The sequence below is a fragment of the Micromonospora sp. CA-111912 genome (genome assembly GCF_050948415.1).
Classification (GTDB): domain Bacteria; phylum Actinomycetota; class Actinomycetes; order Mycobacteriales; family Micromonosporaceae; genus Micromonospora.
On the sequence record NZ_CP192007.1, the window covers coordinates 2,786,188 to 2,806,349 of the forward strand.

Genomic DNA, 20,162 nt, shown 5'->3' on the forward strand with positions numbered 1-20,162 from the left:
CCGTCGGGGCCCGGGGAGCGTGGACTACGGTCGTCCGGTGACCGCCCCGCCCCTCGACCCGCCCGCCACGCTCCCGCCCGCCGGGGCCGGGGCGGCTGGCGACGTCGACGCCGGCGCGGCGACCGGGTTCACCGTCCGGCTGGACAACTTCACCGGCCCGTTCGACCTGCTGCTGCAACTGATCGGCAAGCACAAGCTCGACGTCACCGAGGTGGCCCTGCACCGGGTCACCGACGAGTTCATCGCCTACATCCGGGCCATGGGCGACCAGTGGGACCTGGACGAGGCCAGCGAGTTCCTGCTGATCGCGGCCACCCTGCTCGACCTGAAGGCGGCCCGGCTGCTGCCCGCCGCCGAGGTGGAGAACGAGGAGGACCTCGCCCTGCTGGAGGCGCGGGACCTGCTCTTCGCCCGGCTGTTGCAGTACAAGGCGTACAAGGAGGCGGCCGCGCACATCGCCGCGCTGGAGGCGGTCGGCGGCCGGCGGTACCCCCGGGCGGTGACCCTGGAGGCCCGGTACGCCGAGGCGCTGCCCGACCTGGTCCTCGGCATCGGACCGGAGCGGCTGCTCCGGATCGCCGTCAGGGCGATGACCCCGAAGCCGGCGCCCGAGGTGTCCATCGCGCACGTGCACATGGTCCGGGTCAGCGTCCGTGAGCACGCCGCGATCCTCGCCGAGCGGCTGCGCCGGGCCGGCACCGCGACCTTCTCGCTGCTCTGCGCCGACTGCGACGCCACCCTGGAGGTGGTGGCCAGGTTCCTGGCCCTGCTGGAGCTGTACCGGGAGGGCCTGGTCTCCTTCGTGCAGGAGCAGGCCCTGGAGGAGCTGACGGTCCGCTGGACCGGCCCCGCCGACGGAGCCGCCGACCTGCACGTCGACGAGTACGCCGGCACCCCGCCCGACCCGGTCGCCGTGTCGCCTGACCTGGTCGCTGTGCTGCCTGACCCGGTCGCCGTGCCGTCCGAGCCGGTCGCCGTGTCGCCCGACGGAGCTGGCGCGGCGCAGGGCGGGCCACGGGCCGAGGCGCGGGCCGAGGCGGAGGCCGAGGCCACGACGGAGGAGCGACCGGAATGAGCGAAGAGGAACGCCGCGACTCCCTGGCCGACCAGGCCGCCGCCTGGATCCCACCCTGGGACCGCCCCGCCCAGCCCCGCCCGGAACCCCCCGCACCTGTCGGCCCCGACCAGACTTCGGAAGATCTTGGAAGCAGACGGCCCCCCGAGGGGCCGAATCCCTCCAAGATCTCCGACGGGGTCGCCGCGGCAGCGGACCCTGGCGGGGATCGGCATCTCCAGGAGGCGGAACCGCCCAGGGGCGTCGACGCGGGCGCACCCGGCGTCGACGCGGGCGCATCGGGGGAGGACGAGGCCGTCCCCGAGGCTCTCGCTGCGGGCGGAGCGGGTGGTGGGGGCGGTGGTGCTCCCGAGGGGGGCGCACCGAGGCGGGGCCGGCGGAGGGCACCCGAGCCGCCCCCGGCCGTGGTGCTCGACGACGCGGAGCTGCGCGGCGCGCTGGAGGCGATCCTGCTGGTGGTGGACGAGCCGGTCGGCGAGCTGACCCTCGCCCAGGTGCTGGAGCAGTCCCCCGAGCGGATCGGCCCGGTGCTCGACGACATCGCGGCCGGCTACACCGCCGCCGGGCACGGCTTCGAGCTGCGCCGGGCGGCTGGCGGCTGGCGGCTGTACACCCGTCCGGAATACGCTACGTACGTCGAGCGGTTCGTGCTGGACGGGCAGTCGGTCCGGCTGACCCAGGCGGCGCTGGAGACACTGGCCGTGGTGGCGTACAAGCAGCCGGTGACCCGGTCGCGGATCTCGGCCATCCGGGGTGTCAACTGCGACGGGGTGATCCGTACGCTGGTCTCCCGCGGCCTGATCGAGGAGTGCGGCACCGAACCGGACAGCGGGGCGTTCCTCTACCGGACCACCACGATGTTCCTGGAAAAGCTGGGGCTGAACTCCGTCGACGAGCTACCGCCGCTCGCCCCGTTCCTCCCCGACGACGTAGAAGAGCTTGCCGATGCCACGCGATGACCGTGCCCCCAAAACCGACGCGCCCGTCTTCGAGGGGGCCGAACGCCTCCAGAAGGTGCTGGCCGCCGCCGGCGTGGGCTCCCGGCGTGCCTGCGAAGACCTGATCTTCCGCCGCCGGGTCACGGTGAACGGCCGGGTGGCCACGCTCGGCGACCGGGCCGACCCCACCCGCGACGTCATCCACGTCGACGGCGAGCGCCTCCAGGCCGACGTCCGCCTGGTGTACCTGGCGATGAACAAGCCGCGCGGGGTGGTTTCCACCATGGCGGACGAGAAGGGACGCGCCGCGCTGTCGGACTTCATCAGCAACCGGGTGGAGCAGCGGGTCTACCACGTCGGGCGGCTCGACGCGGACAGCGAGGGCCTGCTGCTGCTCACCAACGACGGCACCCTCGCCCACCGGCTCATGCACCCGTCGTACGGGGTGTCGAAGACGTACCTGTGCGAGGTGGCCGGCCCGATCCCGCGCAACCTCGGCAGGCGGCTGGCGGCCGGGATCGAGCTGGAGGACGGCCCTGTGACGGTGGACTCCTTCAAGCTGGTGGACACCCTGGGCAAGACCGCCCAGGTGGAGCTGACCCTGCACGAGGGGCGCAAGCACATCGTCCGGCGCCTGTTCGACGAGGTCGGGCACCCGGTGGCCCGGCTGGTGCGTACCGCGATCGGGCCGATCCGCCTCGGCGACCTGCGCGCCGGGCGGACCCGCAGGCTCACCAACGCGGAGGTCGCCGCCCTGTTCAAGGCCGTGGGTGACTGACCCCGCGGTACGGGGTACCACAACCGGTAGGCTTCCGTGGCGCCCCGGACGGGGCGCACGGTGGCGTGGGTCGCCACCGGCGGCGTCGCGCGCGGCCGGAATGCCGGCCGTGGGCATCATTGACGACGACGACAACCGCTTGCGACGGGCCGCCGGGCCCCGCGAGGCACGGGCTGAGGAGGATCACGGTGGAGGAAAACGTACGGGCCGGGCGCTGCGTGGTAGCTGTGGACGGGCCGTCCGGTTCGGGTAAGTCCACCGTTTCCCGGCGGCTCGCCACCGGGCTCGACGCCCGCTATCTGGACACCGGCGCGATGTACCGGGCGATCACCTGGGCGGTGCTGCGTTCCGGGGTCGACCTGACCGACGCCGCCGCGGTGGGCAAGGTCGCCGCAGAGGTCGACCTGCGCATCGGCACCGACCCCCAGGGGTACGGGGTGACCGCTGACGGGGTGACCGTCGACCGGGAGATCCGGGGTTCCGAGGTCACCACCGCGGTCTCCGCCGTGGCCGCCGTGCCGGCGGTGCGAGCGCTGCTGGTGGCCCGGCAGCGGGAGCTGATCGCCAAAGCCGGCCGGATCGTGGTCGAGGGCCGGGACATCGGCTCGGTCGTCGCGCCGGACGCGGACCTGAAGGTCTACCTGACCGCCTCCGAGGTGGCCCGCGCCCAGCGGCGCAGCGTCGAGGACGCCGCCGACGTGGCCGCCACGGCGGCCGACCTGGCCCGCCGGGACCAGCTCGACTCGACCCGCAAGGCCGACCCCCTGCAGCAGGCGGCCGACGCGGTGGTGCTGGACACCACCGAGCTGGGCATCGACGAGGTCGTCGACCGGCTGCGCGCGCTGCTGACCGAGCGGGGAGTGGCATGACGACCGACGAGGGCTGGGTGGAGCTGCGCGAGCCGGACCTCGACGCCGAGGCGTCGACCGGGCCCGTGCCTGTGGTGGCCGTGGTGGGCCGTCCCAACGTCGGCAAGTCCACCCTGGTTAACCGGATCATCGGTCGCCGGCAGGCGGTCGTGGAGGACATTCCGGGGGTGACCCGGGACCGGGTCCCGTACGACGCGCAGTGGTCCGGCCGGGCGTTCACCGTGGTGGACACGGGCGGTTGGGAGCCGGACGCGAAGGACCGGGCTGCGGCGATCGCCGCGCAGGCCGAGATCGCCGTCGTCACCGCCGACGTGGTGCTGTTCGTGGTCGACGCCATGGTCGGCCCCACCGACGTGGACGAAGCCGCGGTGAAGATGCTGCGGCGCAGCGCGAAGCCGGTGATCCTGGTGGCCAACAAGGCCGACAACACCTCGATCGAGATGGAGGCGACGTCGCTCTGGTCGCTCGGGCTGGGCGAGCCGTACCCGGTCTCCGCGCTGCACGGTCGGGGCTCCGGCGACCTGCTCGACAAGATCCTGCAGGCGCTGCCCGAGGCGCCAGCGATCGTGGAGAACCGCCCGCGCGGCCCGCGCCGGGTGGCGCTCGTGGGTCGGCCCAACGTCGGCAAGTCCAGCCTGCTCAACCGGTTCTCCGGTGAGGAGCGGGCGGTCGTCGACTCGGTCGCCGGCACCACCGTCGACCCGGTGGACAGCCTGGTCACCATCGGCGGGGAGACCTGGCAGCTGGTGGACACGGCCGGGCTGCGCAAGCGGGTCGGCAGGGCCAGCGGCACCGAGTACTACGCGAGCCTGCGGACCGCCGGGGCGATCGAGGCCGCCGAGGTGGCGGTGGTGCTGCTCGACTCCAGCGAGCCGATCAGCGAGCAGGACCAGCGGATCCTGGCCATGGTCACCGAGTCCGGCCGGGCGCTGGTGATCGCCTTCAACAAGTGGGACCTGGTCGACGGCGACCGCCGGTACTACCTGGACAAGGAGATCGAGCGGGAGCTGCGCCGCATTCCGTGGGCGCTGCGGCTCAACCTGTCGGCGATGACCGGCCGTGCGGTCGACAAGCTCGCCCCGGCGCTGCGCAAGGCCCTGGCGAGCTGGGAGACCCGGGTGCCGACCGCCCAGCTCAACCAGTGGCTGACCGCGCTGGTGCAGGCCACCCCGCACCCGATCCGCGGCGGCCGGGCACCGAAGATCCTCTTCGCCACCCAGGCGGGCGTCGCCCCGCCGCGGTTCGTGCTCTTCACCACCGCGCCCCTGGACGCCGGCTACCAGCGTTTCGTCGAGCGCAAGCTCCGCGAGGAGTTCGGCTTCGAGGGCAGCCCGGTGGAGATCTCGGTACGCCCGCGCAAGAAGCTCGGCCCCGGCGGCCGGGGCAAGGCGCACGGCTGACCCTCATCATCCGCAGGACCTGAAGCCGGGCGGGGCACGCGACCCCGCCCGGCTTCTCTGTCCTCCCTCCCACCCTATCCTCCTAGGACGCCTTAGGGGGTGTGGGGGTGGCGGGGGCCGATGCGCGTGTGGGGAAGATCGTGCGCTAAGCTGTACCGGCTGTCGCAGGGAGAAAAGAACACCGCGCGGGAGCAATCGGGACGTGGCGCAGCTTGGTAGCGCACTTGACTGGGGGTCAAGGGGTCGTCGGTTCGAATCCGGCCGTCCCGACGCAGGTCAGAGGGCTGATCCGGAGATCGGGTCGGCCCTTTCGCCTTTCTGGGGACCAAGATCAGTCAAATTAGAGCCGGCCTGGCGCTCCTTGACCATCGGTCAAGTTTCAAATGGCTACCCGGGTCATCTGCCGAGATGTTCGCTCTTCGGATCAAGGCGGCCCGCAAGCGGGCCGCGCCAGCCCGGCCCTGGCCTGCTGGCGACCTCCGGCCGGCATCGGCCGCGCCGGCCGGCCACGCTGAGGGACGACAAGTTCTTGAAGACCTCGGGGCTCTGCCCCGAACCCCGGCCCTCCTCAGAGATCCGCTCCCCGAGAGATGTCCATTGCTCGGCCCCAACCTATGAAGCGTCAGCCTCGCCGGGAGCTGCGCAAGGCTCCGACGGCCGCCAGTCCCGGGCCGGCGAGCGCGATCGCCTCCTCTATGGCCCGCGACACCTGAGGGAAGCCTTCCGTTGACGTGCTAACCATCACTCCTAGCGTCAGGACGACGCCGTCGGCAGGTTTGGCCTGGATCCACCAGCCTGACCACACCCGGGCTAGATCCGAGTAAGCGCGAGCCGTTGCAAGTGACAGCAGGAACAACCCCACCGGGAGCAGCCAACGCCGGTCGGCCCGCCACCCTGACAGCGCGAGTGCCCCCATGGCCACGAGGGCAGCGAGCAGCGCAGGCCACACTGTTCCGAGCAGGTCGAGCAGCGGATAACGGCCGAAATTCCGCGCGGAGTTCAACCCGAAGCAGGCGAGTAGCAGAAGCGCCAGGACTGTCGTCGCGACACCCCGCCGCCTGCCGCGTGAAGGTAGCGCCAACGCACCGGCCGCGAGACAGAGAACGCCAAGCGCCAGACCCAGCGCGGCGAGCCTTTCCTGGTCGATCATCTCCCGCCAATGCGCCAACATGGCCGTTTTCGATACCCCTTGGCCGTATGTCAGCCTGCCGGCGCCATCGACCTGCTCCTGGTACCAGAACAGTCTCATCGCCGCCACCACGGCAAGTAGCCCGATACCGGCGGCGACGGCCCACCTCACGCGGCGTACACCTCGATTCGCCAGGACGTAGCCAAGCAGTGCGAGCAGGCTGACTAGGCCGAACTGTAGCGACGCGGCTGGCATGGCGAGCAGCGTCGCCGCAACCGAGAGCAGACCAGCCGCGACGGATGCAACGAGCAGGCCGATGGGAAGACGCATGGCCAAGATCGTGACACATGAGCTGGAAGTGCGGGTGGCCCCAAAATGTGGAGCGGCCCGTAGCAGCACCGTTCGCCGGATAGTCGAAGGCGTGATGGCCGCCGCCGGCCTGGGCGACTGTCGGGCCTCTCACGGGCCACAACGCGGTGTCAGGAGGGGGCGCACCAGGCCAGGTGGGACCATGGCGACAAGGGGAGACGCCGGTCCAAGGTCCAGGTTGTCAAATTCCCAAGCTGATAGTCGACCCATGCCCGCGCGCCCCTTGCGTGCCCGTTGGGATGGAGAACGAGGGTCAACGGCGGTCAGCTCCCGAACGTGCCGGCCAACATGGCGGCGCAGGCCAAGCCCGTCAGGGGCGCGCGACTACCGGCCGTGTCCACACTTCCTAAACCGCGTGCTGCGGTAACCAATCGGGCTAACGCCCGGGGACCAGGTGGGGACCACACGTCGTGCGCGATGGCGGGCAGCATGCCGTCGACTACACGGCCTGATCTTGGGAATAGCGTGCGTGGACGTGTGGCGAAGCGTCCTGGGGGTCAAGGGGTCGTCGGTTCGAATCCGGCCGTCCCGACAGGGTGAAAACGCAGGTCAGAGGGCTGGTCCGAGACGTCGGGCCGGCCTGTTTGGCTTCCTGGGGACCACGTCGGTCAAGTGCGTCCGGCAGGTAGCGCATCTTGACCGCTGGTCAAGCACGAGGCCGTATGGCATCTAGAGTCCGGACGGTAGTCGGGAGAGCCATTCCTGGTGCTGTGCCTTCAGCGTGTCCCGCTGCTCTCGCGTCGGCAGAATGACATCGGCCCCGCCGTCGTAGGGGTGGTACAGCCACCTGAGGTCGGTCGGCGCGAGGATCACGTTCGCCAACTCGTCGTCGGCGACAGTCTTCAGCAGGACGTCAATCGCCCTCGGCCGCCAGGGGATCGTCTCGGCGTAGAGCTGGGTGTAGCTCCGGTACTCCGGTTCTTCCTCGGGGTGCTCCAAGAGGGTCCGCCAGTGCCATGCCGAAGGCGCGATCTCTGAACGCCTCGGCCACCTCTGGGGGGTGGTTGTCGAGCCCTCGGTCCATTCGCTGGTGACAACGAGAAGGACCGCACCTGGGTCGAGCTCCCACAGCACTGTGTAGTGCCGGTCGAGCGTAATCGCATACTCGCTCTCGTCGTCTGGGTGCCGCTTCGATTCCGGCAAGCTGTGGAACCTTACCCACCGGTCTGGGTATTGGGTGCGGAGCCAGTGGGCGAACGGTGGGCACTCGGGGTAGTGCTGGTCCCACAGCGCGGTCAATGCCGGCGGGTTCAGCTCTTGGCTCGATGTCACCGCGTTGTTGTAGCTCACGTCCAGCGAGGGGGGTCCCCGGGGACCAGGAAGGGACCACACGTCATGCACGAGGGCAGACGACGAGACCTCGGCTGCACCGCATCCGCAGACGGCTTGCGTGTGTGACGTGCATGGACGTGTGGCGAAGCGTCCTGGGGGTCAAGGGGTCGTCGGTTCGAATCCGGCCGTCCCGACGCAGGTCAAAGGGCTGATCCGGAAATCGGGTCGGCCCTTTTCGTCGTCCTGGGGACCAAGATCGGTCAAGCTCGAAGCAGTTGACGCGCCTTGACTGCTGGTCAAGCCATGTGGCCAGCCTTGTTACTTGCCGATTTGTTCTCTTCGCTTCGTCAAGGCCCGCATGCGGGCCGCGCGGGCCCGGCCCCGCGCCGGGCTGCTGGCCGCACTTACGAGCCACAAGAGCCGGAAGACCTCGGGGCTCCGCCCCGAACCCCGACCCTCCTCAGAGATCCGCAGCAAAGTCACCCGCACCCGTGTTGTGTGACCAGTTTGTATAGGTCCGTCCTCTGGCTGATCAATTCGGTAGTGTCGGCGGCTACCGTTGACGGATGACGTCTCCCCAACCTCTGCGGACGTGCATCCAACCAGCCGAATCTCCAGAGGCGTCAGTCGAGGTGCCGGTTGGTGGCCGTCCCGCCCCAGCCTCCAAGACCGAGGCGTTGGTGGCGGCGATCTTTACGTCGTTGGCTTGGCTGGGTGCTGCGTGCGGCGGCTGGCTCATGCGTCTCGGCCGGGACATGCCCGAGGCGACATTGAGGGTCTTCGGCTTCCTCTGGCTCGCCGCCTTTGCCGCGACCGCGTTGGTACTCACGGTTGTCATGGCTCTCGTGTTGCGTCGGCGAGGGCTTCCCCGCGCAGCCTTGGTAGCGGGTTCGGTCGCGGTGACCGGGATCGTCGCGACGATTCTGTTCGTGCTCTGGGTGTGATCCGCGACGGCAAATGGGAGAAGGGCTCAGCGGTCACCTGTACAGCCAGTCCGCATCTGGTCCGCAATAGGCCGGCGGACAGCGGGGAGTGGTGTGAGATATCGAGAGGTGTTTCCGCTGCTAAACCGCGTGCTGCAGTCGCCAAGCGTCAGCGCCCGGGGACCAGGTGGGGACCACACGGCATGCGCGATGGTGGCCGGCATGCCGTCGACTACACGGCCTGATCTTGGGGATAGCGTGCGTGACGTGCGTGGACGTGTGGCGAAGCGTCCTGGGGGTCAAGGGGTCGTGGGTTCGAATCCGGCCGTCCCGACAGTAAAACAGCAGGTCAGGGCCTTGATTCACTTCGGTGGGTTGAGGCCTTCTTGCTGTTCCGTCTCACAATTCATCACGTACGCGCGTACTGCCGAATTTCGGGCGCTGGAGTCACCCGAACAGCCCTGATTCGAGGTGCTCGGCCGCCACCTTCAGGTGGCTACTGTCGGGGTGGACGTAGACCCGTTTGGCGAGCGTGCTACAACTATCACCGCCCCCACGGATCCCTCGCGGGCCAAACCCCGTACGAACGCCTCAAGCAAAAGACCCAGACCCAGGTGTAACCAAGCTCCGGCAGATGCACAGGTAGGGCCTGCCGCTCGGTCTCGGCGGTCAGGCCGTCGTCTCAGCAGGCGTGCACGACGGCGGCGACCGCAGCCCGACTACCTGGCCGAACTGTTCCCGCTCGACGAGATCCTCGCTCGGCTGTTCGCGCCGCGCTGAGGGTCGGTCGGACCTGTGCCGGCGGGGGTCCGCGCCGATGACCTGCTGCTCGACCCGGTCCGGCGGCGGGTGTTCCGCAACAGCCGGGAGATCGGCGCGGGAGTCCGACGTCCTCGCGTCGACGCCGGCGGGGTCGCCCCTGTGGAGGAGCGTCGGGGTGGGCGTGCGTCATCGGGACGACCACCAGGTCGAGGTCGCCGTGACCCTGAAGCCCAGGGACTCGTACAGGGGCCTGCCCAGCCGGGACGCGGTCAGGGTGACCGGCAGGCCGGTGATCGGCGCCAGGGAGCCGAGCATGATCGCGCGCCCCACGCCCCGGGAGCGGAACGCCGGCGCCGTTCCCACCCAGTAGTGGCTGCCGAACCCGCCTTCCACCGTGGTGACGCACGCCCCGGCGACCTCGCCGTCCAGTCTGGCGAGGAACACGTCGACACCTGGCTGGTGGATCAGGGTCGCGGGAAACACCTCACCGGCCCGGTAGGGCTCGAACCTGGACAGGGTGAAGGCCGCGATCACGGCCTGTTCGGCCGCGCGCAGGTCCTCCTCGGTCCGCAGCCGGATCACCTGTATCGCCGGCTCGGCGACCGCACCGGGCGCACGCAGCATGATGGGCATCTGCCGACCGTGCATGTCTAGGCTGCTCAGGTCCGTGGCGCTGAACGGATCCTCCGCGTCGATCGGGCCGGATGCCCGGCCGGCCAGGTCGATCAGCTCCGCGAGATCCTCGCGACCAGGGTCGGGCTCCTGGACCAGGATGCGCAGACCCGCGCGCGCATCTCCGGCGACGGCGAGGAAGCCGCGGCGCCGGATCACGGTGTGACCGCGGGCGTGGCCGACGGCCGTCCAGAAGGCGGCGGAGTTGCGGGCCTGGCGCAGAGAGGTTTCGGAGGCGGTCGCGGACCGGTCGCGGGTGTTCAGGTCGATCGTCATGGTGGCAGGTGTTCCTTCTCTTCGGTAGGGCCGGTGCGGCGACCTCGCGCGGTGGTGCCGGCCGTCGGTCACGGACGTGGGCGGGCGTCGCTGGCCCGCCGATCGGGCGCTGCGGCGAGCAGCGTCGCGGCTCTGCTGGTGAGGGCGTCCAGCGTCCACCGCTGGGGGTACGGACCGTAGGAGACCCGGGCGACACCGAGTGTTCCCAACTCGGCGGGCGTGGGCAGGGCGGGCACTCCCAGCAGGCTGAGACGGCCCGGGCCGAAGGCGGCGACGAGTTTCCGGATGTCGCGCGGGTCGCTGCAGCCGGGCACGAAGACGCAGTCGGCGCCGGCCGCGAGGTAGGCGGTGCCACGTTCGACGGAGGCGGCGAGGGCGGTCTCGGGCGGGCCGGTGAGGTAGGCGTCCGTGCGGGCGTTGAGCACGAAGGGCACGCCCTCGTCGCGGCCCGCGGCCACCGCCGCGCGTACCGCCCGCACGGCCTGGTCGACCGGCCTTATGGCGTCCTCGAGGTTGCCGCCGCCGGCGCCGGCGCGGATCGCGGCGCGAACCGTCGCCGCCACGTCGCCGTAGCCGCCCTCCAGATCGGCGGTCACCGGAAGGTCCACGGCGGCGGCGATGCGGGCGATGGCCGCGAGGGCGAGCTCGACCGGGATGTGTTCGCCGTCCTCGTAGCCGTGGGCCGCCGCGATGGAGTGGCTCGCCGTCGCGATCGCGTGGCACCCCGGCAAGGCTGCCACGGCACGGGCCGAGGCAGCGCCACGCGTTGACAAGCACCAGGATCCTCGACTCGTCGTGCAGCGTACGCAGCCGCCGGGCCTTCTCCTGGAGGGTCGGTGTCGAAGTGGTCACGTGGCTCCCGGGTCGAGTGTCTAGAAGGGCCGACGGTGCGCGGCCCAGGCGACGGCGAGGGTCGTGGCGAGCCCGGTGGCCAGGAAGACGAGCCCGAGAACGAGCCACCCCGGACCGGACCAGACCATCACCAGGGTGGTCAGGGCGGCCGGCCCGACGGCACGGGCCAGCGGGACGCCGCTGGAATACACGCCCTGCCACTGCCCGGGGCGGGTGGGATCGGCCAACGCGAATCCGACGCACCACGACCCGGCGGCCAGTCGCAGCTCGCCGGCCACCTGTACGGCCACGGCGGCGAGGAGGAGACCCGCGGCGACGGCAGGGTCGGTGATGGCGGTCGCCGTCCAGAAGAGCACGCAGGCTGCGCAGAGCGCGAGGCCGGCGAGGCGGATCGCCCGGGTCGCCTCGGCCAGGGTGATCACCCGTTGGGCCGTCCGACGCTGCCAGCCGAGGACACCGAGGGTGTTGACGACGAAGACTGCCGCCACGATCCAGCGTGGCGCCGCCGTGCGGCTGGTCAGGTAGAGGGGCAGCAGCACGCTGAGCATCGGCATGTACAGGTACAGCACCGCGTTGAGCGCTGCTACCACGACGTAGCGGGTGTCCCGCGGGGCGTCCCATCCGTGGCCCGTCCGTACGGGGGCCCGTGCGGCGGGCGGCAGCCGGGTGAGCATGATCGCGCTCACGGCGAAGAGCGCCGCGTCACCGACCAGGGCGGCGCGGTAGACGGTGGGGGTACCGGCGAGGAGCGCCAGCCCTCCGGCGGTGGCGCCGAGCCCGATGCCGGCGTTGACGGCGGTCTGGATACCTGCTCGCACCGTGACCAGTTCGGTGGACGGCACCAGGGAGACCAGCAGGGCCTGCCGGGTCGCGCCGGCCCCGCTCTGGGCGATCGCGTACGCGACGCAGGCGGACGAGACCAACCAGGGTGTCGGTGCCGACGCCAATGTCAGCAGGGCGGCCGAGGTGGCCGCGGACAGCAGGATGGTCACCCGCCGCAGTCCGATCCGATCGCCCAAGGCTCCGACGGGATAGGTGAGGAGGAAGCCGGCCCCCCACGCGACGGTCAGCAGGCCGCCGACCTGCGTCGGTCTCAGGTGGCCGACCTGCACCAGGTAGACGACGAAGGTCACGTAGAAGCAGCCGTCGCCCACGGCGGTGACAAGCTGCGCCCCGAGGATGGTGGTGGCTGGCCGCCGGTGAGGGACCGCGGTGAGCGCGGCCGGGCTAGGCGAAGCTGAGGCCATCGGAGCGGGCCCGCTTGAGTTCGGAGAAGGCCCGGCAGCCGGCGAGCAGGCGGGCGCCGTCGAAGACCCGCAGGGCCTCCTCGCCGCGGGGGATGGAGGTCAGCACGGGGCCGAAGAAGGCGACGCCGTCGATCACGACGGTCGGGGTGCCGAGGTCCTCGCCGACGAGTTGCCGGGCCTTGGCGGTGCCGGCGCGCATCTGCGGGTCGAGGTCGCTGCGGTGGGCGGCGTCGGCGAGGTCGGCGGGCAGGCCTGCCTCGGCCAGGGCCGCCGGGACGACGGTGGCGAAGTCCTTGTCGCCCTCGTCGTGGATGCGGCGGCCGAGCGCGGGGTAGAGACGGGTGAGGGCCGCCGGGCTGTGGTGCACCGTGGCTGCCACGCACACCCGCGCCGGCCCCCACGCGCGGTCGTTGAAGACGCGGTACCAGGGCTCCAGCTCGCGGTCTTCGTTGAGGACCGAAAGGCTCATCACCTCGAACCGCAGGTCGATCGGACGCAGCCGCCCCACCTCCATGAGCCAGCGGGAGGTGATCCAGGCGAATGGGCAGGACGGGTCCACGTAGGCCGTGACCACCGGGACCGACGTACGGTCGAATTTATCTTCCATGGAAGGAAAGATATCTTCCGCAGAAGGTAAGATGCAAGCGTGAATGAGGACCGCATCGCCGACATCGTCGCCCAGTGGCATCGTGAACGTCCCGACCTCGACCCCGATCCGTTGCTGATCATCGGGCGGATCCAGTGGCTGGCCGAGGTGCTCGACGCGGCCCTGCGGCCGCCGTTCGCCGAGGCGGATCTGGGAAACGGCGAGTTCGACGTGCTGGCGGCACTCCGCCGGGAAGGCGCGCCGTACACGCTCACGGCCGGGCAGTTGAGCCAACGGATGCTCGTCACCACCGGGGCGGTGACCAAGCGAGTCGACCGGCTCATCGCCCGGGGCCTCGTGTCGCGTTCGGTCTCCGACAGCGACGCTCGGGGCAGAGTGGTGGGGCTGACCCTGGCCGGCGTAGCGTTGACCGACCGCCTCATCGAGCAGCACCTGGCCGGCGAGGCGGCCATCCTCCGCGAGCTGTCCGACGCCGACTGCAGGGAGCTCGAGCGCCTGCTGGCGACGTTGGCCCGGATCGTTGGTTCCTGAGTTTTCGACGGCCGCCCGCCGGTCCGGCGAAGAAGTCCCGCCCTCGATGCGACGCGCCCGGGCTCTCCTCAGGGGGACATCGACCGCAGGCACTTCTGCCCGTGGCGCATACGCGGAGCCGCACCCGGGACCCTGGACTTGCGCATTCCTGACCTATGTTTCAAGGCCGACCCGAAGGACGTGTTGGATAGCTTGTGTTGGCGTGTGTGGCCGAGCAGATATCGGAGGCAAGAAAGGCGCGCTGGGTCACCCGTTCTCGACTCCTGCAGCCTGCGATAATCGACTATGAACGAGGAGATGCGATGAACTTCATGCAACATGTCAACGACCTACTGGCCTTTCTTCTTGAACTTGTGGCACTGGCCGTTCTCGGCTACTGGGGCTTCAAGACTGACTCGGCCGTCCCGGTCAAGGTCGCGCTCGCCGTCGGAGCGCCCCTGTTGGCGGCGATCACATGGGGGCTGTTCGCTTCACCCAAGGCAACAATTGCATTGCCACTCATTGGTGTACTCGTGGTAAAAGCGCTCGTATTCGGCTCGGCCACGCTGGCCCTATATGCGGTTGGAAATCGTGTGATCGCTACTTCGTTCGCAGTAATCGTAGCAATCAACGTTGCCATTGCACTAACTGTCAAATCGGTCGGCGATAATTAAGTCGCTAATACTCCAACGTCACTTGGTTTTGCGTTGGGCGACAACTCCGGATCGCCCTGGCCGACGGCGAGCGCAACCCACCGACCAGCGTCCAGAGGCCGCCAGACGCACATCTCACCACTGAGCTGGCAAAGCTGGTTCATAGGTTCCGGCGCTTGATCCTCCCCCCATAGATAAGGATCGAGATCGACCGTCTGAGCCCCCCAGGGTCCTGCTGGCCGACGGCAGCAGCCGACCCATCTCCGACCGCCCGGACCGAAGCCGGCTTCCACGCCCTGGGCGACCTGGGCTACGAAGGCGAAGCCGCCATCCTCACCGTCCCGATCAAGAAGACACCAGGCGTCAACCTCACCGACGAGCAGAAGCAGATCAACTGGCTGCAGGCCCACGCGAGAGCCCGCGCCGAACAGGCCAACGCCCTGCTCAAGACGACATTCAAAGCCCTACGCCGCGTCAGCCTCGACCCCAGCCAGATCGGTAGAATCGTCGCCGCCGCACTCGTACTCCTACACATCGAACACGGCCGGACCACATGATGACCCACCGTCACAAGTGATTACCGAGAATGGCTCAGTCCTCAAGACCACCCAGAGCCGCCCCTTCTGGGACGCGACCGAACAACACTGGGTCAACGCGGGTCAACTCAAGGCCGGACACCGCCTGCTGGTCCACGACGACAAACGACTTGAGGGCGACGGCACCGGCACCGGCATGGGCGGCGACGGACTTGGCCGCCAGGTCACGGTCACCGCAGTACACAACTTCACCGGCAACCAGCGGATGCACGACCTCACCGTCGCCGACATCCACACGTACTATGTGATCGCCGGTGACACTCCGGTCCTCGTACACAACAACAATGGATGCCTTGAGGGCAAGCGCGACTACGATGTTTACGACCCGGAGTCAGGGGATCGAATTACTGACATCGACCACATTGAAGGCGGTGTGCTATGGGAAGAGAAAAGCGCGATCTTCGGCGATGAGTCGTGGCTGAATAAGCATGTCAACAGGAAGGTGGACGCGTGCCTTCGGGCGCGTCAGAACCTCCCTGGGTACGAGAATGCTCCTATTGGCTTCAGGTTTACGAACCCGGCAAAGACCCGCGCTTCCGGGCTGCCTTGGAGAATCACTTCACTGGACTGCGGCGAGGTAGACCAGAACTTGATCCACGATTGGAGATCGCTGAGTGAGCTACTACTTTACAGTCTCCGGGGATGACGTCTGGGATCCTGCCCTGAGGATCGGACGCCTCTTCGTCTCGCTTGCGGACGGTGCTGCAGATGTTCTCGGTGTGCCAAGTGGGTTGGCCCCCTCCGACAGCGATACATGCGACGTTGACCCACTGGTCTTTCCCCGGTTTGTGAGCGCATTAGTTGAATGCTATTCGGAGAGTCGGCATCCGGTTCGCCGCGAACTGATACGGGGAATCTTGTCGACGTCTCTTGTAATTCTTGAGCGAGGAGGTCTTGAAATGCCTCCCGGTGTTCAGGGTGAGCGGGATTTAGTAGAAGCGGTGCGTTCACTCGCGAAGGCCATGTAGAAGGAATTGTTGCTGACAGCGTTATGTGTTGACATGGCAACATCGTGCAAGAAAGGGTGTGGTCGGGTCCGTACTCCCTCGCCAGCTCACCGTCGGCTGTCCGATGCGGCCCTGGGCCGTCGGCACCGATGTACGCGGGACGCCCTGGACGTGGCCTGATCGGGCGGTTACCCGGCCGCCGTCTGCCGTTCCCCGCAGCTACCTGAGCGGCTCGCCGGACACTTCACGTACGCCGGCCCTGAAACCATCGGTGCGGCGCCGTGTCGAGTTCATCGACCATGACCTGCTCGGCGACGACCGCGGGCCGGGGCCGGTCGGCGTGGTGATGCGTGCTGTACGTGCTCGACCCCGACCAGGTGCGGTGCCGAGGGAGCTGTGTCGAACCGAGGCGCGGGCTCAGCCGGTGATGAGGTGGTCCAGGTGGTAGTGGTTCCACCAGCTTGTGCGGTGTGTGCGGACGACTCCGTTGGTGCGGGTCAGGAGGAGGTGGTTGCCGTCCTGGATCAGGGCCGCGTCTTCGTCCCGGCCGGCCAGTACCCGGGCCACCGTCGTCACCATGTTGGGGATTGCCTTGTCGGCCAGGTCGTCGGCGCGCATGGAAAAGGTGACGTTGACGTACGTCTCGGGTTTCCATTCCCAGCGGGTGCCGCCGTCTGTCTCGGCTTCGTAGTAGCCGTGTGTGCCGGAGCGGACGGTGATGGCGTAGCCGCGCTGGTCGTACAGGCGGGCGGTGAACAGTCGTGGATTCGTTGTCGGCTGCGGCTTCTCGCCGGGTTCCGCGGCGGTCAGGGCGGCGATCTCGTCGACGGGTGGATCGCCGGCCAGGATCAGACGGAACTCGATGCCCATGTCCGCCCCTCCTCAGTCTCGCCGGATGATCTCTTGGATCGTACCGTCGGGTTTCACCGCGACCAGTTCCTTCAGTCCGTCGATGGGCCAGTCGTCGAACTGGCGCCGTAGGGCGGTCATGTCACCTTCCCAGTCCTTGAGGTTCACCACCACCCGCTGGGTCTGCTCGTCGTCGACCTTCTCCCGGACCTGGCTCCAGACGTTGCGCACAGACGTGCGGGGCCCTGGCGCGAGTAGCAGTCGAAGACATGACCTTCGACGAGGTAGTCCGGGTCCTTGTCCGGGTTGCCGCTGTCGCCGGTGCGAACGCGGGCTTCGCCGGTTTCTTGTGGGGTGGGGTTCTGGTGTACCCGATAGCCCTTGCCGGCCACGCTGTCGGCACATTCGTTCTCCAACTCCAGCGCTCGTCGGGTGCTGGCATCCACCTTGGGCCCGATCCTGGTACGTGGTCCGGTCGGTGTGCCGTTGCTGGCCCCGGTGGGTTGCCGGCTCCACGGCGGGAACTCGTCGGGAAAGCCCTGCCCGTAGTCGGACATGGCGCGTGAGGACTCGTTGCTGGTGATCGGCGCAGGGCTGGCCGGTGGATGACGGTCAGCCCCGGTCAGTTTCCCGAGGACCCCAACTGCCGGGCCTTCGCCTCCCTGATCGCAGCGGCAAGGCTGCCCAGGCCGCCCTGGATGGTGGAGACAGCCGCGCGCACCCGGGTCATTCCGGCGGTGACTGCGGCGAATCCGGCGCCGGCGGCCCGTGCGGCGATCTCCTGGGCCTGCCTGTCGACCGCCGCCGTTAGGTTCTGGGCCCGCTCGATGCCCGCCGTCAGGGCGCGCAGATCCCGGATGATCTGTTCCATGCTCGACATTTGTCAGTCACCCCGACCGAGAACGAGTTTCGGAGCCTGCAACCTACCCGGCCGATTCGGCCAACGGGCACCCCGAGCCGCGCGGATGCCACTGCTGCCGCCATCGCCTGGCGCTATCTGCCCCACGACTTCTCGCCCCACGCGACGGTCTACGGCAATTTCGCCGCCTGGAGCAAGGAAGGCATCAACCCGGGGCAGTCCCGAGCGAGAAGCGCAACTGTACGGCCGGTGACTGTCGGTCGGTCTGACAGGAGCTCTGCGGTGAAGGGGGGCGGCCGGTGTCGGCGTGCTGGGCTGGCTTGTCTTGCGTGGGAGACTCGCGGGGTGAGCTCAGGTGTTCCACGTACGGTCAAGGCGGTTGACACGTCGGAGTTGGTCCGGCTCGATGCGGAGGCGATCGAGTGCGGGCTGAACCGCCATCACGGTGCCGGATGGCTGGTGCAGTTCGCCGATCCCGGAGCGGTGCACTATCTGTGGCCGGTGCTGGTGCACCGGGCCAGTCACCGGCCTGAGTTTTCGCCGCACTGGCGGTGCATGCTGTTGTTGACGATGCGAGACGGCCAGCAGGTTTTTTCCTTGCTGGATGTTCTGCCCGCCTCGTTCGAGGACCTGCCCGAGACGCTGGATGCGGCCACGAAGACGGAGATCAGCCACCGGCTGGAGCATGAGGGCCTGCTGACGCAGGCTCAGTGGGCCGACCTCAACTCCTGCCCGGGTACTGGTTGGCGGTGACGTGCCGATCGGCCGATACTCGACGGGTGATCTATGCGGCAGCGGGGGATTCGGCACCGGAGGGCGACGACGCCGAGCCCGTTGGCCTTGACTGGGAGCGGGGCGGCAATCTCAACCGCTGTCGGGAGCTCGGGGATGTCGACGCGGCCTTCGACCGTGGGGAAGAGCGCGTCGGGGCTGCGTTGATCGCTCTGGTCTACAACAATCTCGACACGGATGCGGTCCTGCCCAGGGTTGCCCGGGGGCTGCGGTCGCCGAATCCGGAGATCCGCCGGCAGAGCCTGCTTGCTTTGATGCACACGGCCAGGCTCCACGGCCGGGTGGATGCCACCGCCTTGGATCTGCTTCATGGCCTGCTGTACGACTGCACCCCGATTAGCGTTGGGAGCCCGTACGAGGTGCGGGGCACGGCGGCCCAGACTGTCGGGGACCTCCAGGCGTTTCTACCGTCCGAGCAGTTGCCTGCCTGGGTGAACGACTTCACCGACTACTGACGGTCGAATACCCACGGCCAGCAGGCCTGCGCAGGGGGCCGGCGGCCGGTGGCGTGGCCAGCCCACCGGTCTGGCCGTCGCGGCCGATGGCTTCCGGTGTCCGCGAAGATGCCGGCAGGCCGCGCACTTGATTCTCTGTGGTCACGGCCCTGGTCACAGGCCCGAGGGGAGGTGGCGGTGCTGGCGGCATTGCGGTATCGGGCGGTATCGAAGAATCCGGATTCGCGCACTTTTAAGTATGATTCGGCATGCCGTGACACAACTGTTATGTAACTGGGGGTCAAGGGGTCGTCGGTTCGAATCCGGCCGTCCCGACAGCACGAAAAGAGGCCGTCGACCGGGGCATACGCCCTGGCCAACGGCCTCTAATTCGTACTGGAACAGTGGGGATTTGCTGATCTAGACGGCGCGTAGTGCTTCATCACCATCTGTCAGGGGTTCCTGATCTCCCCGGACCATCACGAGGGCCTGTCTCACGCAGTGACCGGCCCGACAAGCGGACCAGATCAACAGCGTCCCTACGGAACTGCTCGGGGTACTTCGATGGACGTGGCACCAGGCCATCCTTCCCCAGACCACCGTCTGGGCTCAGGGTGTCCGGTCCACAGGTGGAACCTCAGACCGGTCAACCCGCAGTGCTGCGGGGCCACCCCGACACTCTTGGTCCCCTTCTTGATCGCTTGCGTGTCATCCAGGACCAAAGCCCCGCTGGCGACGGCGGGACGGTGATCCGCCCGCACCCGGCGCACTCGACCGCGATCAGCTGGTACTCGGTGACCACCGGCCGCGGATCCGGCAGCTCGACCACCTGCCGGCGCTGCCGCCCGTACTCGCGGCCACCGGACAGGTCGGCGCCGCAGGCAGGGCCGGCACGCCGGTCCGGCGGATGCTGCACCACCCGGTCCGGGTCCGCGACCAACCCCAGCGGCGCCCCCCGGCTGCTTACCCCGCCGCTGGTCACTGCCCTCACCCTTGCCCGGCTGCGGACGCGGCCGGGCCAGCCCGTCCGGCGCCGGAGGCTTGGAGGAGTTCGACGAGTTCAACCCCAGCCGACGCCGCAGTTCGGCGTTCTCGGCCCGCAGCCGCGCGTTGTCCGCCCGCCGTCGCTTAACCTCGGCCCGCAGCTCAGCCACCACCGCCACAAGCTGCTCAACAGAGGGAAGCTGCGGGCCCGGCTGCACGGTCAAGATCATGCCAGCCCCAGCTGCCACAGTGGACGAAAGCCCTGCCCAGCCGATCATCTCAAGCTGGATACCTACCATCGATGGTCTGCTATTTCAATCCCGATCTGGCTAATTTGGTCAGACACACGTCAGTGCGGCGCAACCCGAA

At 68.8% G+C, this 20,162-nt stretch carries 21 protein-coding genes, 1 tRNA gene and 2 pseudogenes; 14 read left to right on the forward strand and 10 right to left on the reverse strand.

All coding sequences use genetic code 11. The features are described from left to right. Positions 1-37 precede the first annotated feature (37 nt). From ACQPZO_RS11760 to ACQPZO_RS11785, 6 genes are all read left to right on the forward strand, one after another. The gene (locus ACQPZO_RS11760; RefSeq protein WP_433349635.1) at positions 38-1,075 is read left to right on the forward strand and encodes a segregation and condensation protein A; all 1,038 of its coding nucleotides are present in this window, start codon (positions 38-40) and stop codon (positions 1,073-1,075) included. Further along, a complete protein-coding gene (scpB, locus tag ACQPZO_RS11765) occupies positions 1,072-2,034 on the forward strand; it encodes an SMC-Scp complex subunit ScpB (protein ID WP_433349636.1) in 963 nt (320 codons plus the stop codon). Before ACQPZO_RS11760 ends, scpB begins: the two co-directional genes overlap by 4 nt. After that, positions 2,021-2,791 carry a pseudouridine synthase gene (locus tag ACQPZO_RS11770; protein ID WP_433349638.1) on the forward strand — a complete coding sequence of 257 codons (771 nt, stop codon included), beginning with the start codon at positions 2,021-2,023 and terminating at the stop codon, positions 2,789-2,791. Before scpB ends, ACQPZO_RS11770 begins: the two co-directional genes overlap by 14 nt. Positions 2,792-2,979: 188 nt before the next feature. Next, entirely contained in the window at positions 2,980-3,660 is a 681-nt protein-coding gene (gene cmk / locus ACQPZO_RS11775) for a (d)CMP kinase (RefSeq protein WP_433349639.1), read from the forward strand. Next, entirely contained in the window at positions 3,657-5,060 is a 1,404-nt protein-coding gene (gene der, locus ACQPZO_RS11780) for a ribosome biogenesis GTPase Der (protein ID WP_433349641.1), read from the forward strand. The genes cmk and der overlap by 4 nt, the downstream gene beginning before the upstream one ends. A gap of 196 nt (positions 5,061-5,256) precedes the next feature. Next, positions 5,257-5,330, forward strand: a tRNA-Pro gene (locus ACQPZO_RS11785). 352 nt (positions 5,331-5,682) lie between these two features. Here ACQPZO_RS11785 and ACQPZO_RS11790 read toward each other — a convergent pair. After that, on the reverse strand, positions 5,683-6,519 hold the full coding sequence (locus ACQPZO_RS11790) for an aminopeptidase (protein WP_433349643.1): 837 nt from the start codon (positions 6,517-6,519) through the stop codon (positions 5,683-5,685). 708 nt (positions 6,520-7,227) lie between these two features. After that, positions 7,228-7,848 (reverse strand): DUF3885 domain-containing protein, encoded by a 621-nt coding sequence (locus ACQPZO_RS11795; RefSeq protein WP_433349645.1) that lies wholly within the window; start codon positions 7,846-7,848, stop codon positions 7,228-7,230. Positions 7,849-8,396: 548 nt separating this feature from the next. On the opposite strand from ACQPZO_RS11795, the gene ACQPZO_RS11800 reads away from it, so the two are divergent. Beyond that, positions 8,397-8,774 carry a hypothetical protein gene (locus ACQPZO_RS11800; RefSeq protein WP_433349647.1) on the forward strand — a complete coding sequence of 126 codons (378 nt, stop codon included), beginning with the start codon at positions 8,397-8,399 and terminating at the stop codon, positions 8,772-8,774. A 927-nt stretch (positions 8,775-9,701) separates the two neighbouring features. Here the strand turns inward: ACQPZO_RS11800 and ACQPZO_RS11805 are convergent. The 4 genes from ACQPZO_RS11805 to ACQPZO_RS11820 form a co-directional block, all read right to left on the reverse strand. Beyond that, positions 9,702-10,463, reverse strand: coding sequence for a GNAT family N-acetyltransferase (locus ACQPZO_RS11805; RefSeq protein WP_433349649.1), 762 nt, complete (start codon positions 10,461-10,463; stop codon positions 9,702-9,704). Between the two features lie 68 nt (positions 10,464-10,531). Then, positions 10,532-11,203: an isocitrate lyase/PEP mutase family protein gene (locus ACQPZO_RS11810; RefSeq protein ID WP_433349651.1), complete on the reverse strand. Its 672-nt coding sequence runs from the start codon at positions 11,201-11,203 to the stop codon at positions 10,532-10,534. Positions 11,204-11,335: 132 nt separating this feature from the next. Then, positions 11,336-12,469 carry an MFS transporter gene (locus tag ACQPZO_RS11815; RefSeq protein WP_433349653.1) on the reverse strand — a complete coding sequence of 378 codons (1,134 nt, stop codon included), beginning with the start codon at positions 12,467-12,469 and terminating at the stop codon, positions 11,336-11,338. 73 nt (positions 12,470-12,542) lie between these two features. After that, positions 12,543-13,169: a mycothiol-dependent nitroreductase Rv2466c family protein gene (locus ACQPZO_RS11820; protein ID WP_433349655.1), complete on the reverse strand. Its 627-nt coding sequence runs from the start codon at positions 13,167-13,169 to the stop codon at positions 12,543-12,545. Between the two features lie 39 nt (positions 13,170-13,208). On the opposite strand from ACQPZO_RS11820, the gene ACQPZO_RS11825 reads away from it, so the two are divergent. From ACQPZO_RS11825 to ACQPZO_RS11845, 5 genes are all read left to right on the forward strand, one after another. Further along, positions 13,209-13,700: a MarR family winged helix-turn-helix transcriptional regulator gene (locus ACQPZO_RS11825; protein ID WP_433349657.1), complete on the forward strand. Its 492-nt coding sequence runs from the start codon at positions 13,209-13,211 to the stop codon at positions 13,698-13,700. A gap of 302 nt (positions 13,701-14,002) precedes the next feature. Then, positions 14,003-14,353, forward strand: coding sequence for a YrdB family protein (locus ACQPZO_RS11830; protein ID WP_433349660.1), 351 nt, complete (start codon positions 14,003-14,005; stop codon positions 14,351-14,353). Between the two features lie 194 nt (positions 14,354-14,547). Then, a complete protein-coding gene (locus ACQPZO_RS11835; protein ID WP_433350950.1) occupies positions 14,548-14,889 on the forward strand; it encodes a transposase family protein in 342 nt (113 codons plus the stop codon). A gap of 16 nt (positions 14,890-14,905) precedes the next feature. Beyond that, entirely contained in the window at positions 14,906-15,574 is a 669-nt protein-coding gene (locus ACQPZO_RS11840) for a hypothetical protein (RefSeq protein ID WP_433349662.1), read from the forward strand. Beyond that, positions 15,543-15,896 (forward strand): DUF6086 family protein, encoded by a 354-nt coding sequence (locus ACQPZO_RS11845; RefSeq protein ID WP_433349664.1) that lies wholly within the window; start codon positions 15,543-15,545, stop codon positions 15,894-15,896. The genes ACQPZO_RS11840 and ACQPZO_RS11845 overlap by 32 nt, the downstream gene beginning before the upstream one ends. Positions 15,897-16,292: 396 nt before the next feature. Here ACQPZO_RS11845 and ACQPZO_RS11850 read toward each other — a convergent pair whose 3' ends face one another. From ACQPZO_RS11850 to ACQPZO_RS11860, 3 genes and pseudogenes are all read right to left on the reverse strand, one after another. Beyond that, entirely contained in the window at positions 16,293-16,745 is a 453-nt protein-coding gene (locus tag ACQPZO_RS11850; RefSeq protein WP_433349666.1) for a SitI3 family protein, read from the reverse strand. A 12-nt stretch (positions 16,746-16,757) separates the two neighbouring features. Then, a pseudogene (locus tag ACQPZO_RS11855) lies at positions 16,758-17,170 on the reverse strand (hypothetical protein). Between the two features lie 209 nt (positions 17,171-17,379). After that, positions 17,380-17,604, reverse strand: a pseudogene (locus ACQPZO_RS11860) (DUF6244 family protein); the annotation flags it as partial. 324 nt (positions 17,605-17,928) lie between these two features. Between ACQPZO_RS11860 and ACQPZO_RS11865 the strand changes: the two are divergent. Both ACQPZO_RS11865 and ACQPZO_RS11870 read left to right on the forward strand, forming a co-directional pair. Continuing rightward, entirely contained in the window at positions 17,929-18,336 is a 408-nt protein-coding gene (locus tag ACQPZO_RS11865) for a hypothetical protein (RefSeq protein ID WP_433349668.1), read from the forward strand. A gap of 26 nt (positions 18,337-18,362) precedes the next feature. Beyond that, positions 18,363-18,830 carry a hypothetical protein gene (locus ACQPZO_RS11870; protein WP_433349670.1) on the forward strand — a complete coding sequence of 156 codons (468 nt, stop codon included), beginning with the start codon at positions 18,363-18,365 and terminating at the stop codon, positions 18,828-18,830. A 518-nt stretch (positions 18,831-19,348) separates the two neighbouring features. On the opposite strand, the gene ACQPZO_RS11875 is transcribed toward ACQPZO_RS11870, so the two are convergent. Continuing rightward, positions 19,349-20,092 (reverse strand): DUF6444 domain-containing protein, encoded by a 744-nt coding sequence (locus tag ACQPZO_RS11875; RefSeq protein ID WP_433349672.1) that lies wholly within the window; start codon positions 20,090-20,092, stop codon positions 19,349-19,351. Positions 20,093-20,162 lie beyond the last annotated feature (70 nt).